Raw genomic sequence first — 14,444 nt, 5'->3', positions numbered from 1 at the left:
GGCCGATACTTGCGAGCGCTTGCGCTACCCCGCCAAAGCCCCGCCAACCCGGCCGCTACTGGCCGCGCCCGCTTCCAGACGCCGCGGGCACGGCGTCAGTCGCATGTTGCGCGGTCAGCGGCGTCACCTCGGTGGCAGGCGGCGCCAGCTTGCGCAATGCCGCATCGCGTTCGGCCGGCGGCAGGTCGCCAATCTTGCGCACGGCGGCATAGAAGCGCTCCCAGTCGCCACCGCACTGGGCCAGCAGCGCGGTAAAGGCGGGCACCCACTGCTGATAGGTGGCCACGGCAGCCAGGTGGGCGTTGGTCAGTGGCTGGTCGAACCAGCGGTCATAGCCGCTGTAGCCTCCCCACTCCACCTTGAGACCCGCATAGGTCTGACGCAGTTCGTCAAAGATATGTGCCTTGGCCTGTCGCTTGGCGTCGTCGTCGAGCGGCGAGCGATAGAGCGCGACCAGCTTGTCGCGCGTATCCAGCAGCATGGCGCGGAACTCGCGGCGGCGCTTGTCATAGACCTGATAGGTCGCGCGAAACTCGGGCGATCCTTCCTGCGCGAGCCAGCGCTCCACGCCGGCTGTCTCCACGGCCGTGGCAAACGATTCGTTGAACGCGGTGTCGTTGCGCACGTAGACCACCTGGTGCGCCAGTTCGTGGAAGATCAGCCGCGCCAGCTCGCCCTCGGGCAGGTAGACGAAGGTGTTGAGCAGCGGGTCATCGAAATATCCAAGCGTGGAATACGCGGGGATGCCTGCCACGTAGGCCTCCAGCCCATCGTGGCGCAGCCCCTGGGCGTAGTGCTCGGCGTCGTGCTGGTCGTAGTAGCCGCGGTAGGTAATGCAGCCGGCGATCGGAAAGCACCACTTGCGCAGTTCCATCGACAGCTCCGGCGTGGCAAACACGCTCCACACCACATAGGGACGATGCAGGTTGGCGTAGCGCCGATAGCTGCCGTTGTCGGGCAGCTTCAACTCGTGCGAGGCGTAGTCGCGGATATGGCGCGCAAGCGTCAGGCGCTGGGCAAGGCGCGCATCGTTGGCGCCGTTGGCCGTGGCAATGGCATCGTCGATCGGCTGCGCCTGCGCCATCACACCGAGATGGCCGCCGATCGACTGATAGTAATAGCCTAGCGTGTCACAGCCGGCCACCAGCAACGCCGCGCCGAGCACCGCAAGGGCACTCGTCACGCGCCGGCGTGCCGGCCAGCGGGTCATGACGCAAGCGCCTCCGCCGGCACCGGTTCCACTTCGACAAGGCAGTCGTAGAAGACCGGTGCGCGACCCAGGTCGGTCAGGCGCTGGCTGGTCAGTTCGTTGGCGTTCTTGCCGTCCGGTGCCAGCTTCTTCCACCAGATCGACAACCCGACGACAAGGCCCTGCCGCGCGCGATCGGTCACGCGGGCGCGTGCCTGCATGCTGCCGCGATCGTTATAGGCACGCACGAGTGCCCCGTTGACGATGCCGCGCGCCGACGCGTCGGCCGGATGAATGTCCAGGTGCGGCTCGCCTTCGGTGGCGCGCAGGCTGTCGACATTGACGAACGAACTGTTGAGGAAGTTGCGCGCGGGCGGCGAAATCATCGCCAGCGGGTATCTTGCGGCCAGCTCAGGGGCCGACGACGGGGCCTCGTACGGCGGCACGTAGGCCGGCACGGGTTCGAGCCCTTCGCGCGCCATCGATTCCGAATAGAACTCGCACTTGCCCGAAGGCGACGGGAAGCCGCCATCGGCGAACGGCGCCTCTGCGATATTCAGCTTCTGCCAGCCACGGGCCTTGAGCGAATCCCAGTTGATGCCATCGGCACGCGTGTCGCCACGCAGGATGGCCTGCGACGCGATGGTCTCGTCGCTATCGGCAAAGCATGGCTCGGTGAACCCCATGCGGGCCGCCAGCCGCCGGAAAATCTCCGTGTTGGGCAGCGCCTGGCCAAGCGGCTCGACTGCCTGGTTGTTGGCCAGGAAGTACGTGTGGCCGTACGCCTTGTGCACATCGACGTGCTCCAGCTGCGTAGTGGCCGGCAACACGATGTCTGCATAGTCAGCCGTATCGGTACGGAAATGCTCGAGCACCACCGTGAACAGGTCTTCACGGCCAAACCCGGCCGCCACCTTTCTGGAATCGGGCGCCACGGCCACCGGGTTGCTGTTGTAGACCACCAGGGCCTCGATCCTCGGGCCGTTGCCGATGGTGCCGTCATCGAGCAGCGCATCGCCGATCGTGCTCATGTTCACCGTGCGCGGCAGCGTCGGCCAGGCCGGCAGCAGGTCTGGACGTTGCAGCGCGGCGTTGTCGATCGGGAAGAAGCCCGACGTCGACAGCAGCAGGCCGCCGGCAGGCTGACGCCATGCGCCGACCAGTGACGGCAGGCACGCCACCGCGCGCACCGCCTGGCCGCCGCCATGCGCGCGCTGCATGCCATAGTTCAGGCGGATCGCCACGGGCTGGCGTTCGCGCACGGCCAGCTTGCCGTAGAGGCCTGCCAGCCACTCGATATCGTCGACGGAAATTCCGCAGATCTGCGCCGCGGTCTGCGGCGGGTACTGCATGGCACGCTCGCGCAGCGCGTCGAAGCCGACCGTGTTGCGCTCGATATAGTCGTGGTCGAGCAGGTCGTCGCGGATCAGCACGTGGATCATTGCCAGCGCCAGCGCGGCATCGGTGCCCGGCATCGGCGCGATATGGCGATGGCACTTCTCGGCCGTCAGCGAGCGGTATGGATCGATTGCCACCAGCGTCGCGCCGCGGCGCTTGGCTTCCTGCGCGCGCGTCCAGAAGTGCAGGTTCGACGTGATCGGATTGCTACCCCAGATAATGATCAGCCTGGCATCGACCACATGTTCCATGTCCATGCCGACGCTCCCGCCATAGGTATGGCGCAGCGCCGTGGCGCCCGCGCTGGCGCAGATCGTGCGGTCGAGCAGCGAGGCCCCGAGCTTGTGGAAGAAGCGAGCCGCCATGCTCTCGCCCTGCACCAGGCCCATCGTCCCCGCGTAGCTGTAGGGAACGATCGCCTCCGCGTTGCGCGCAGCGATCGCCGACAGCCGGGTGGCGACTTCATCGAGCGCCTCGTCCCACGAAATCGGCTCGAACTTCCCCTCCCCCTTCTTGCCTACGCGCCGCAGCGGCGTCAGCAGGCGGTCCGGGTGATAGGTGCGCTCGGTGTAGCGCGATACCTTGGTGCACAGCACGCCCTGGGTGCCCGGATGCTCCGGGTCTCCGGCTACCTTGACCGCCCGGCCGTCTTCGACGGTGACGAGCAGTGCACAGGTATCGGGGCAATCGTGGGGACAAGCGGCGCGGACGATGCGGGTGGCCATGGCGGTATCGGCAGGCAGATCAGACATCAGTGGGGCGCCCGGCCTGGGCAATGAGGGGCGGCAAGGCGGCCATGCACCAGGCAAGCTGAACATCGCCTGGTCCGCGCGACTGTGGCGCAACGGCCTCGCAGAACATTCCCAACCGGGAGAAATTGTTTGGCTCCGATTGTATTCGATTATGATGTGCCGGCGCAGTCCGGCCCTCGGCCGGGCCCCCGTAGCGGCGTCAGACCGTGGAGGGGTCGCGGGTCCGAAAAGCCGCATAGAAGCCACAAGAAAGTTTTACGGTTTTTTTGAACGGGGATTCACATGGTTTTGCAATCAAGGGTCAAGCGCCGGCATTTCGCCGGCGTGCTGGTGGCGTGCGCCATCGGTGCATGCGGCGTACCTGGCGCCGCCTTTGCCGCCAACACCACGGCCGGCGAAACGGGCGTCACCGCCGACACCATCCTGCTGGGCCAATCGGCCGCGCTGACCGGCCCCACGGCTGTGCTCGGCAAGCAGATGAACGCCGGCGCCAGTCTCTACTTCGACTACATCAACAAGCAGGGCGGCGTGTTCGGCCGCAAGATCGAACTCAAGGCGCTCGATGACATGTACGAGCCCGACGAGGCCGTCAAGAACACGAAGAAGCTGATCGACGAAGACCGTGTCTTCGCACTGTTCGGCTACGTGGGCACGCCGACCAGCCAGGCCGTGCTGCCACTGGTCAACCAGGCGCATGTGCCGTTCTTCGCCCCGTTCACAGGCGCGCAGTCGCTGCGCGACCCGCAAAGCCGCTACGTATTCCATGTGCGCGCCGGCTACGAGGAGGAAACCTCCGCGATCGTGCGCCAGATCCGCACCACGGGCCTCAAGCGCATCGCCGTGGTCTACAACGATGACGCGTACGGCCGCGCCGGCATCGGCGGGGTCGAGCATGCCATCAAGAGGCTGCCGGCCGACAGCGGCGTGCAGCTCGTGGCCCAGGAAAGCGTGATCCGCAATACGGTGGAGATCGGCGACGCCATGCAGACGGCGTTGAAGGCCAAGCCCGACGCAATCGTGCTGATCAGCGCCTATCGCACGGTGGGCGCGTTCGTGAAGGAAGCGCTGCGGCGCGGCTATGCCGGCCAGTTCTACAACGTGTCTTTTGTCGGTACGCAGGCGCTGGCCAAGGAAGTCGGCCCGCAGGGCAGCGGCGTGATCATCTCGCAGGTGATGCCTCACCCCGGCAACGCCACGATGCCCGTAGTGCGCGAATACCTGCGCCTGCTGCAGGCAGCCGGCAAGCAGAATGAATTCGACTACGCCAGCATCGAAGGCTTCATCGCCGCCAAGGCATTCGTGGAAGGGCTGCGCCGCACCGGCCACGACCTGACGCGCGACCGCTTCGTGGCATCACTTGAAAGCATGCGCAACGTCGATCTTGGCGGTTTCATCGTCCAGTTTTCGCCAGAGAGCCACGTTGGTTCGAAGTTCGTCGAGATGACGATCATCAATTCACGGGGCGTGGTGATTCGCTGATGGCCTCCTTGCTCCCCTCTCCCGCAGTGCGGGAGAGGGGAGCACACATTTAGCTCTTGTCGTTCAGATGGCACGCCGAGAACCGTAGCGGCGCGATCTCCTTCAGCTGCGGCTGCTCGGTCTTGCAGCGCGGCATCGCATGCGGGCAGCGCGGATGGAAATGGCAGCCCGTTGGCGGGTTCAGCGGCGACGGGATCTCCCCGCGGATCGCCACATACGTCTTCTTGCCGACTTCCAGCTTCGGCGCCTCGGCCAGCAGGGCCTGCGTATAGGGATGGTTCGGGGCGGCGAACACTTCCTCGGTGGGCGCCGATTCCACCACACGTCCCAGGTACATGATCACCACGCGGTCGCTGATGTGCTTGACCACGCCAAGGTCATGGCTGATGAACAGGTAGGTCAGGTTCAGTTCTTCGCGCAGCCGCATGAACAGGTTCAGCACCTGCGCCTGGATCGATACATCGAGCGCGGCCACCGATTCGTCGCAGACCAGGAACTCCGGCCTCACCGCAAGCGCGCGGGCGATGCCGATGCGCGCACGCTGCCCGCCCGAAAACTGGTGCGGAAAGCGGCGCAGCACGGTGGGGTCCATCCCCACTCGCACGAGCATGTCTTCCACGTAGTCCTTCTGGGCGCCCTTCTCCACGATGCCGTGGACGACCGGTGCCTCGCCGACGATATCGAGCACACGCATGCGCGGGTTCAGCGACGCATACGGGTCCTGGAAGATCATCTGGATGGCGAGCTGCCGCTCACGCTTCTTTTCCGGCGGTAGACGATCGAGATCGGCACCGCGCCAGAACCGCTCGCCTTCCGTCAGCGTGTGCAGGCCAACGGCCATGCGGCCGAGCGTGGACTTGCCGCAGCCGGATTCCCCCACGAGGCCGACGACTTCTCCGGTGCGAATCGCCAGGTCGACCTTGTCGACGGCATGCACAACCTCCGTCTTCTGCTTCGCGCCGAATACGTTGGCGATCTTGGCAGCTACGTCCAGGGTCTTAACAAAGCGCTTGGACACACCACGCAGTTCCAGCAGCGGCGCCGACGGCGGCGTGTCTGCGTCCGTGAATGCACCGGACGCAGCGGTGTTCGGGGTCTCGATCACGGGCGTATTCATGCGGCCTCCTGCTGGACGTGCACAGGGTGGAAGCAACGCAACTGGCGGCCATCTGGCGATGTTTCGATCGGCGGCTCGGATGCACAGATATCGGTGGCATACGGACAACGCTCGCGGAACGAGCAGCCGCCGGGCAGGTTCAGCAGCGACGGCGTCATGCCCGGAATCTGCCGCAATGGTGCACCGCGCGGATTCCGCGACGGCGCCGAGTCGATCAGCCCGTGCGTATAGGGATGCCTAGGACGTTCGAGCACCTGCCGCACATCGCCCGATTCGACAATCTTGCCCGCATACATCACGCAGACCTTGTCAGCCAACCCGGCCACCACGGACAGATCGTGAGTGATCCAGATCAGCGCCGTGCCGGATTCGCGGCACAACGTCTGCATCTCGTAGAGGATCTGGCCCTGGATCGTGACATCGAGCGCAGTGGTCGGCTCGTCGGCAATGATCAGGTCGGGCTTGTTGAGCAATGCGATGGCGATTGCCACGCGTTGGCGCATGCCGCCAGAGAACTGGTGCGGGTAGGCCAGCAGGCGTTCATCCGGCGATGGAATCCCCACGCGCGCCAGCGCATTGCGCGCACGCTCGCGCGCAGCGGCCTTGCTGACGTGGTCGTGGGCGCGAACGGCCTCGATCATCTGGGTATCGATGCGCAGGACCGGGTTCAACGTCATCATCGGGTCCTGGAAGATCATCGCGATGCGGTTGCCGCGCACGTTGCGTTGCTGGGCAGCGGTCAGCGCACGCAGGTCGCGCGTCACGCCGTCGCGGCTGGTCAGCGCTATGCGGCCTTCCACAACCCGGCCGGGCGAATCGATCAGGCCCATGATCGAGTAGCCGGTCATTGACTTGCCCGAGCCCGATTCCCCGACCAGGCCCATGATCTCTCCACGGCCGACCGTGAACGACACATCGTCCACGGCACGGGCCACGCCGCCGCGCGTAAAGAACTGCGTTTTCAGGTGTTCGACGACCAGGGTTGGCTGCGTCATGTTGGCTCCTGGTCCGTCATTGCGTCTGCAGGCGCGGGTTCAGCACGTCGCGCAACTGGTCCGCCACAAGGTTCATCGCGACGATCGTGATTACCAGCGCGATGCCCGGGAAAAAGCTGATCCAGTACTTGCCGGACAACATGTACTGCTGCCCGTTGGCAATCAGCATGCCCAGCGAAGGCTCCGTCACCGGCACCCCAAGGCCCAGGAACGACAGCGTGGCTTCCAGCGTGATGGCCGAGGCCACCTGCAGCGCTGCGATCACGATCAGCGGCGGCAGGCAGTTCGGCAGAAGATGGCGGAACATGATGCGCCCCGGCGGCAGGCCCAGACAGGTGGCCGCCTCGATATATTCCTTGCGCCGTTCGACCAGCGCCGCGCTGCGCGTGGTGCGCGCGTAGTAGGCCCATTGCACGGCCACCAGCGCGATGACGATGTTGCCGATGCCGGGCCGCAGGAACGCCAGCAGGATCAGCGCCAGCAGGATCGGCGGAAACGACAGCTGCAGGTCGGCCACGCGCATGATGAACGCTTCGGTGCGTCCGCCGATGAAACCGGCCAGCAAGCCAAGCGTGGCGCCCAGCAGCAGTGCGATCACGGTGCTGACCACGCCCACGCCCACGCTGATGCGCAGCCCATACATCACGGCCGAAAGGATGTCGCGCCCCTGCTCATCCGAGCCAAGCAGGAACGTCATGCCGCTGCCAGCCTGCTCGCCCGGCGCCAGGCGCGCGTCAAGCACGTCCAGCGTGGCAAGGTCATAGGGGTTCTGTGGCGCCAGCCACGGCGCGAAGATCGCGATCAGGATGATCAGGCCCAGGACCACCAGCCCCAGCACCGCCAGCTTGCTTTCGAAGAACTGACGCGCGAAGCGGCGGAACGGTGTCTGTTCCTTCGTCGAGCCGGCGGGTCTGGCCGCGTCCTTCGGTACGGTCGAAGTACTCATCGCTCAGCCCTTGTTGTCGGCAATGCGCACGCGCGGATCGAGCATGCTGTAGATGATATCGACCACGAGATTGATCAGGATGAACAGCGTGACGATCACCATCAGGTAGGCAACGATGACCGGGCGGTCCAGCAGCTGGATCGAGTCGATGATGAGCTTGCCCATGCCGGGCCACGCGAAGATCGATTCCGTGACGATCGCGAACGCGATGATCGAGCCGAACTGCAGCGCGATCACCGTGACGATCGGGATCATGATGTTCTTGAGCACATGCACGCCGACGATGCGCGTGTTCGACAGGCCCTTGGCACGCGCGAACTTCACGTAGTCCTGCAGCATCGCTTCCTGCGTGCCGGCGCGCGTCAGGCGGATGACCATCGCGATGTTCAGCAGTGACAGCGTGACCGCCGGCAGGATCAGGTGACGGATGCCGTCGACGGTCAGGAAGCTCAGCGGCACGCCAAGCACGCTTACGGTTTCGCCCCTGCCGTTGGATGGCAGCCAGCCAAGCTGGACGGCAAACACCATGATCAGCATCAGGCCAACCCAGAACGTGGGCAGCGAGAAACCAAGAATCGACACCGTCATGATCGACTTGCCCGCGATGCCATTCGGCCGGAGGCCGGCCCACAGGCCCAGCGGAATGCCGAGCACGATGGCCAGCAGGATCGCACACACGGCCAGCTCCAGCGTGGCCGGCATCCGTTCGAAGATCAGCTTCAGCGCGGGCGTGCCATGCGCGAACGAGGTGCCGAGGTTACCGTGCAGCGCGTTCTGGAGAAAGATCCAGTACTGCTCCCAGAGCGGCTTGTCCAGACCGAGCGCGGCGATGGTGCGCTTGATGTCCTCCTGGTCGGCCTGCGGACTGATCAGGATGTCGACCGGATTGCCAATCGCAAAAACGCCAAGAAACACGAGCAGCGACATGACCAGGAGCACAACCACGCTCTGCATCAGCCGCCGGATGATGAAGACCAGCATGTTCTGACCACTATCCTTTCGCCGGCGCCCGCCAACTGCGCGCCAGCGTGTTCGCGACCCACGGGGTATGCGTGGGGAAGTTGCCCCGGCCGCACAAGCCAGCCGGGGTCGCGATCATACCGGAGCCGTCAATGTCCTGCGCGCGAACTCACTGCGCGCCGGCCGGCTTGAACCCATGTGCGTACGTACGTTCGTCGGTACGGGGGACATACACGATGCCCTTCTGCGTGGCCCACGTTGTGACCTGATGGTGAATCGGGATGATGCCGCCGTCGAGTATGGCGATGGCCGTGGCATCCTGCAGCAGCTTCGAGCGCTCGTTGTCATCCACGGTGGCCAGCGCCTTCTCCAGCACCACATCCATCTTCGGGTTGCAGTACTCGCCCCAGTTGGTGGTGCCGAAACCCTTCTTCGAGTCCTCGCAAGCCAGCAGCGCGCGCAGCGGCGAACTGACCTCGCCGGTCTGGGCGCCCCAGCCCAGCAGGCCAAACGACCATTCGTGCTTGATGCCCTTCGCCGAGTAGGTGGCCATCGGCATGCCTTCCACCTTGGTGTTGATGCCGATCCGGGTCAGGTTCTGCGCGATGGTCTGCGCGATCTTCTCGTCGTTGACGTAGCGATTGTTCGGCGTATGCAGCGTCAGCCCGAAGCCGTTCGGATACCCCGCATCGGCCAGCATCTTCTTGGCGGCCTCGGGATCGTACTTGACCGTCTTCAGGGCGGGGTTGTAGCCGAACATCGTCGGCGGCACCAGGTTGTCGGTCGGCTCGGCCAGGCCTTCCATCAGACGGTCCTTGATGCCCTGGCGGTTAATGGCATTGCTGATGGCAATGCGCACGCGCGGGTCCTTCAGCGGGTTCTTGTCCATCGGCTGGCCGTCTTTCGTGGTCACGAACGGCGACTTGTCGCGCTTGGCATCGAAATACAGGTAGATCACGCGGTGCGAGATCTTCGAGAAGAACGAGAGCTTGGGATCGTTGCGGACCTTGGGCAGGTCTGGCGTCGGCACGTTCTCGATGGCGTTCACATCGCCAGACAGCAGCGCCGCCAGGCGCGTGGCCGGGTTCGCGATGAAGCGCAGCGTGACCTTGTCCCAGGCCGGTTTCGGGCCCCAGTAGTCGGGATTCCTGACCAGTTCTACCCGGTCGTCGCGCGCGTAGCTGACGAACTTGAACGGGCCTGTGCCGATCATGCCCTTGCCCTGCGCGAAGTCGTCGGAAGACAGGCCTTGCGTGGCCTTCTTCTGCACGATGAATACCGCGGTCAGGTCATTGAGCATCAACGGGTACGGCTGGTTGGTGGTCAGCTGGATCGTGTACTTGTCGATGATCTTCTTGTTGATGATCGCCTTGGTGTACACGTCGAACTTGCCCGGGCTGTTGACGATCGTCGCCGGCCGATCCAGCGACCACGCCACGTCGTCGGTGGTCAGCTCGGTGCCGTCGTGCCACTTGACGCCCTTGCGGATCTTGAATTCCCAGGTCAGGTTGTTGACGAGCCTCCAAGACTCCGCCAGACCGGGAATCACGCGGCTGTCCGGATCGAGCTTGATCAGCGTATCGAACATATGCTCGGACACGTTGATATTCGAGAACAGGTTGTAGAAATGCGGATCCATTGAGGTCGGCGGCGAACTCATGGCGATCTTCAGATCCGTGGCGTGAGCTTGCGCGGCCAGACCAAGGCCGAGGGCGCCGGTCAGCAGGACAGTACCGATCGTCTTGCCGATTGCCTTCCTGACGTTTCGAAGGAACATCGCGCGATTCTCCCTGTGGGAAATCTTGAAATGACGGTTAGGATCAGCCGCGTTGATCGCTAGCATCCATGCGGAAGCCGCATTTTGGTGCGATGGTTCTGCATGGCGATCCGGCACGCGGCCGGCCAGGCACTTCAAGCATGAACTGTTCCAGCACTGCAAGGGGTACGCCATGCGGGGAAACCCACCCGGTTGTGAAGCATGCCGCGATGCTGCACTGCGCCACCAGTGGCTTCCATCGGAGTCTGCAATGTCTCGTGCCCTGCACGAAAACCTGGCAAGTCGCGCGGAGGCCGCGTTTTGGCGCTTTATGTACAGGCATCGTATGATCGGGGGTATCCAATTGCCCGATCTGCCTAGGCTGGCATCATGAAGCTCATCCCAGAAATCCTGCAGGCGCAAGCCGAAATCCGAACCATCCGACGCGATATCCATGCCCACCCGGAACTCTGCTTCCAGGAGCAGCGCACGTCCGACCTGGTCGCGAAAAACCTCGAATCATGGGGCATTGAAGTCCATCGCGGCCTTGGCACGACGGGTCTGGTCGGCGTGATTCGCAACGGCAACAGCGGGCGCACGATCGGCCTGCGCGCCGACATGGATGCACTGCCGCTGCAGGAAGCCAATACGTTCGGCCATCGCTCGCAGCACGAAGGCAAGATGCACGCGTGCGGCCATGACGGCCACACTGCGATGCTGCTTGGCGCGGCGCACTATCTGGCCGAGCATCGCAACTTCGACGGTACGGTCCATCTGATTTTCCAGCCCGCCGAAGAAGGCGGTGGAGGCGCGCGGGAAATGATCAAGGACGGGCTGTTCGACCGTTTCCCGTGCGAAGCGGTATTCGGCATGCACAACTGGCCGGGCATGCCCGTGGGTACGTTCGGTACCACGGCCGGCCCGCTGATGGCTTCGAGCAACGAGTTCAAGATCACGATACGCGGCAAGGGTGCGCATGCGGCGATGCCGAACAACGGCTTCGATCCGGTGTTCACCGGCGCGCAGATCGTTTCGGCGCTGCAGGGCATTATCACGCGCAACAAGCGTCCGATCGACACCGCCGTGATCTCGGTCACCCAGTTCCACGCGGGCGATGCCACCAATATCGTGCCGGATTCGGCATGGCTTGGCGGCACCGTGCGGACGTTCACGGTGCCTGTGCTGGACCTGATCGAACGACGCATGGAAGAGGTGGCGCGGGCCGTAGCGCAGGCCTTCGAATGCACGATCGAATTCGAGTTCAGCCGCAACTATCCGCCGACCATCAACAGCACTGCGGAAGCCGAATTCGCCGTCGGCGTGGCCAGCGAGCTTGTGGGTGCATCGAATGTTGACGGCAGCGTGGAACCGACGATGGGGGCCGAGGATTTCTCGTTCATGCTCCAGGAGCGGCCCGGCTGCTATCTGTTTATCGGCAATGGTGAAGGATCGCACCGCGAGGCCGGTCACGGTATGGGCCCTTGCATGCTGCACAACCCCAGCTACGACTTCAACGACGAACTGCTGCCTGTGGGTTCGACGTTCTTCGTAAAGCTGGTGGAGAAATGGCTGGCCACTGCCTGAACCTGAACGTACTGCGGTTGCCCCTGACCTCGCCTCTGCCCTCGCCTCTGCCCTTGCACTGAGCCTACGCACGATGACGCATATGCACCTGGACGACGCTACGGCGGAACGGTTCGCTCACGTGGCACTTGAGAACATCGTGCGTCAGTATCCGTACAAGGTCGATCACATGATGGTCGAAGCCGGCGACTTGTCCGAGCCGGCCGACATGCACCCTGTGTTCTACGGCAGTTACGACTGGCATTCTTCGGTGCATATGCACTGGTTGCTGGTGCGCATGTTGGCGCTGCGGCCCACGCTGCCAATCACCGGGCGGATTCGCGAGATGCTCGACGCGCAGTTGCGGCCCGAGGCAATTGCGACAGAATTGGCGTACTTTCAACGGCCTTCGTCTCGTACTTTCGAGCGGCCATACGGGTGGGCCTGGATGCTTCGGCTGCAGGCTGAACTCGGCACGCTTGCAACACGCGACAACCAGGCAGCGGCCTGGGCAGCAGCTTGTGCGCCGCTGGCCGATTGCCTTGCGCAACGGCTGATCGACTATATCGATGTCGCCGATTTCCCGATCCGTAGCGGTACACATTTCAACAGTGCCTTTGCGCTGGTCATGGCGCTGTTCTACGCCAGAACCGATCAGCACCCGGCGCTGCGCAAGTCGATTGTGCGACGAGCGCATCGCTGGTTCGGGCATGACCGGCGCTACCCGGCGCGCTACGAACCCGGCGGCGACGAATTCCTGTCTGGGGGCCTTGTCGAAGCGGTTCTGATGCGGCAGGTCATGGATGACTGCGCATTTGGTGACTGGTGGGAAATGTTCTCACCCGGGCAGTCCGAGTTGGCGACGTGGCTCACGCCCGTGACCGTTACGGATCGGACCGATCCGAAAATGTCGCACCTTGACGGCCTGAACCTTTCGCGCGCGTGGTGCTGGCGCCTGCTGGGCTCCGCTCTGCCGTCCGCACTACAGCCACTTGCCGTACGTGCCTGGTCTGACCATCTTGAGGCGTCACTGCCTCAGGCCATCGACGGTCAGTACGTCGCCACGCATTGGCTGGCGACGTTCGCGTTACTGGCGCTGACAGATACGGTTGGTGGCTGAGGCTGGTTACTCGATGGCGATGTCGCCATACCACGACTCAGCATGGGTTCTGGTGTTATCGGTATCGGTCATCAGTCCAACCGCGATCACCTTGCCCGGATCGACCCCGAATGCCTTGCGGTAATCCGCACGCAGATCTCGCTCGTGGCAACGCCATTCTCCCGTATGGCGGGTACCTGAATCGACAACGATCATTCGCACGCGGTCGGTATGGGGATTGTTCACCACCGAATCTGGCGGCAGCCGGCCACCCCAGATGTACATCAGGGTGGCATATGGCATCTCGCGGCCGGTAGTAATACGGGCCATTTCATACATCAACTGATCGCGCAGGGACAGCGTCGAGCGATCGCCGTCAAATGCCACGAAGACGCGTAGCGGCGAGTCCTCGCGATGGCTGACGCCGTTGTCCGCTGTCCGGATGACGTCGCGGGTCTTCCACATCCAGCGCAGTGTGCCAGCGTCGCGCTGGACGAGCGGTACATAGAGGCCCGAAGCCGAACTATCTGCCTGGGCGTGCAGCACCACGCGTTGATCGACTTCAGTTAGCGAATAGCGAGTGGGGATCTTGTTCTTGTTGATCGTCCACGGCTGCCAGCCAACTGGCAATGTGCTGCCGTCGCTCGTGGCGGAGAACTGGGGGAGTTGCGAGAGTGGTGGCGGGGAGGATGGCTCGGATTCGCCGTCAGTGCCGGATTCAGCATCGGCAGGCTCCATTTGATTGGCCTGCTGATTGGCCAACTCAAGCGGATCCGACGCCGCCTCTGGAACTGCATCCATCGTAACGGCTTTTGCCGCGAACGCACGGCAATCTCCGTCAGTGCCGTCAACTGTGACGGCAGCCCGCTTCGATGAATCAATTGATTGCGTTGCTGTTGATGCGCAGCCTGTCAGCATCATCGCGCTCACCATCATCGTGAGCGCTGGCCCGAACTTCATGGCCATGTAACCCCCTGAACCCGTATTGCTTGCCGGTTCGTCAGGCACCGACATCCTGCATCGGGCCGATATCGATCACGGCGTAGCTATTGCGACTACTTCGCGCCGGTAGACTTCCGGCGGTTGAGGGGAAACATATCAGATGCGTATTCTGGGCGGAATCCTCCGGTACCCTGAATACAACGGACAGGACATTTGAATGCAATGCTTTTGCGCTCGCGCAAAAGCAA

12 protein-coding genes are annotated in these 14,444 nt (G+C 63.7%); 3 read left to right on the top strand and 9 right to left on the bottom strand.

What is annotated here, in order from left to right:
* Positions 1–55 precede the first annotated feature (55 nt).
* Positions 56–1,210: an aminopeptidase gene (locus tag B552_RS0113370; RefSeq protein WP_019449533.1), complete on the bottom strand. Its 1,155-nt coding sequence runs from the start codon at positions 1,208–1,210 to the stop codon at positions 56–58.
* Entirely contained in the window at positions 1,207–3,312 is a 2,106-nt protein-coding gene (locus tag B552_RS0113365; RefSeq protein ID WP_026035625.1) for a molybdopterin oxidoreductase family protein, read from the bottom strand. The genes B552_RS0113370 and B552_RS0113365 overlap by 4 nt, the downstream gene beginning before the upstream one ends.
* Positions 3,313–3,621: 309 nt before the next feature.
* Here B552_RS0113365 and B552_RS0113360 point away from each other — a divergent pair, with 309 nt between their 5' ends.
* Entirely contained in the window at positions 3,622–4,818 is a 1,197-nt protein-coding gene (locus B552_RS0113360) for an ABC transporter substrate-binding protein (protein WP_019449531.1), read from the top strand.
* Between the two features lie 49 nt (positions 4,819–4,867).
* Here B552_RS0113360 and B552_RS0113355 read toward each other — a convergent pair whose 3' ends face one another.
* The 5 genes from B552_RS0113355 to B552_RS0113335 form a co-directional block, all read right to left on the bottom strand.
* On the bottom strand, positions 4,868–5,935 hold the full coding sequence (locus B552_RS0113355) for an ABC transporter ATP-binding protein (protein WP_019449530.1): 1,068 nt from the start codon (positions 5,933–5,935) through the stop codon (positions 4,868–4,870).
* Positions 5,932–6,930, bottom strand: coding sequence for an ABC transporter ATP-binding protein (locus tag B552_RS0113350; RefSeq protein WP_019449529.1), 999 nt, complete (start codon positions 6,928–6,930; stop codon positions 5,932–5,934). Before B552_RS0113350 ends, B552_RS0113355 begins: the two co-directional genes overlap by 4 nt.
* A gap of 16 nt (positions 6,931–6,946) precedes the next feature.
* Positions 6,947–7,876, bottom strand: coding sequence for an ABC transporter permease (locus B552_RS0113345; protein WP_019449528.1), 930 nt, complete (start codon positions 7,874–7,876; stop codon positions 6,947–6,949).
* Between the two features lie 3 nt (positions 7,877–7,879).
* A complete protein-coding gene (locus tag B552_RS0113340) occupies positions 7,880–8,857 on the bottom strand; it encodes an ABC transporter permease (RefSeq protein ID WP_019449527.1) in 978 nt (325 codons plus the stop codon).
* Between the two features lie 148 nt (positions 8,858–9,005).
* The gene (locus tag B552_RS0113335; protein WP_019449526.1) at positions 9,006–10,613 is read right to left on the bottom strand and encodes an ABC transporter substrate-binding protein; all 1,608 of its coding nucleotides are present in this window, start codon (positions 10,611–10,613) and stop codon (positions 9,006–9,008) included.
* Positions 10,614–10,982: 369 nt separating this feature from the next.
* Here B552_RS0113335 and B552_RS0113330 point away from each other — a divergent pair, with 369 nt between their 5' ends.
* Complete coding sequence (locus B552_RS0113330; RefSeq protein ID WP_019449525.1) at positions 10,983–12,176, top strand: M20 aminoacylase family protein; 1,194 nt, start codon at positions 10,983–10,985, stop codon at positions 12,174–12,176.
* 73 nt (positions 12,177–12,249) lie between these two features.
* Complete coding sequence (locus B552_RS0113325) at positions 12,250–13,275, top strand: DUF2891 domain-containing protein (protein ID WP_019449524.1); 1,026 nt, start codon at positions 12,250–12,252, stop codon at positions 13,273–13,275.
* A 6-nt stretch (positions 13,276–13,281) separates the two neighbouring features.
* On the opposite strand, the gene B552_RS0113320 is transcribed toward B552_RS0113325, so the two are convergent.
* Together B552_RS0113320 and B552_RS29205 are read right to left on the bottom strand one after the other, a co-directional pair.
* Complete coding sequence (locus B552_RS0113320; RefSeq protein WP_035879818.1) at positions 13,282–14,220, bottom strand: DUF3047 domain-containing protein; 939 nt, start codon at positions 14,218–14,220, stop codon at positions 13,282–13,284.
* Between the two features lie 34 nt (positions 14,221–14,254).
* The coding region (locus B552_RS29205; protein ID WP_237718211.1) for a hypothetical protein at positions 14,255–14,444 on the bottom strand (190 nt) is incomplete at its 5' end.

This window comes from Cupriavidus sp. BIS7 (genome assembly GCF_000292345.1).
GTDB lineage: Bacteria > Pseudomonadota > Gammaproteobacteria > Burkholderiales > Burkholderiaceae > Cupriavidus.
Note: the sequence above shows the minus strand (reverse complement) of the source record. Positions and strands in the feature narration are given on the sequence as shown.

Bases quoted from the DNA above. Each gene is read 5' to 3' on its own strand.
- B552_RS0113360 (WP_019449531.1), top strand. From the start codon at position 3,622: ATGGTTTTGCAATCAAGGGTCAAGCGCCGGCATTTCGCCGGCGTGCTG.
- B552_RS0113345 (WP_019449528.1), bottom strand. From the start codon at position 7,876: ATGAGTACTTCGACCGTACCGAAGGACGCGGCCAGACCCGCCGGCTCG.
- B552_RS0113320 (WP_035879818.1), bottom strand. From the start codon at position 14,220: ATGGCCATGAAGTTCGGGCCAGCGCTCACGATGATGGTGAGCGCGATG.
- B552_RS0113325 (WP_019449524.1), top strand. From the start codon at position 12,250: ATGACGCATATGCACCTGGACGACGCTACGGCGGAACGGTTCGCTCAC.
- B552_RS0113365 (WP_026035625.1), bottom strand. From the start codon at position 3,312: ATGGCCACCCGCATCGTCCGCGCCGCTTGTCCCCACGATTGCCCCGAT.
- B552_RS0113340 (WP_019449527.1), bottom strand. From the start codon at position 8,857: ATGCTGGTCTTCATCATCCGGCGGCTGATGCAGAGCGTGGTTGTGCTC.
- B552_RS0113335 (WP_019449526.1), bottom strand. From the start codon at position 10,613: ATGTTCCTTCGAAACGTCAGGAAGGCAATCGGCAAGACGATCGGTACT.
- B552_RS0113355 (WP_019449530.1), bottom strand. From the start codon at position 5,935: ATGAATACGCCCGTGATCGAGACCCCGAACACCGCTGCGTCCGGTGCA.
- B552_RS0113350 (WP_019449529.1), bottom strand. From the start codon at position 6,930: ATGACGCAGCCAACCCTGGTCGTCGAACACCTGAAAACGCAGTTCTTT.
- B552_RS0113330 (WP_019449525.1), top strand. From the start codon at position 10,983: ATGAAGCTCATCCCAGAAATCCTGCAGGCGCAAGCCGAAATCCGAACC.
- B552_RS0113370 (WP_019449533.1), bottom strand. From the start codon at position 1,210: ATGACCCGCTGGCCGGCACGCCGGCGCGTGACGAGTGCCCTTGCGGTG.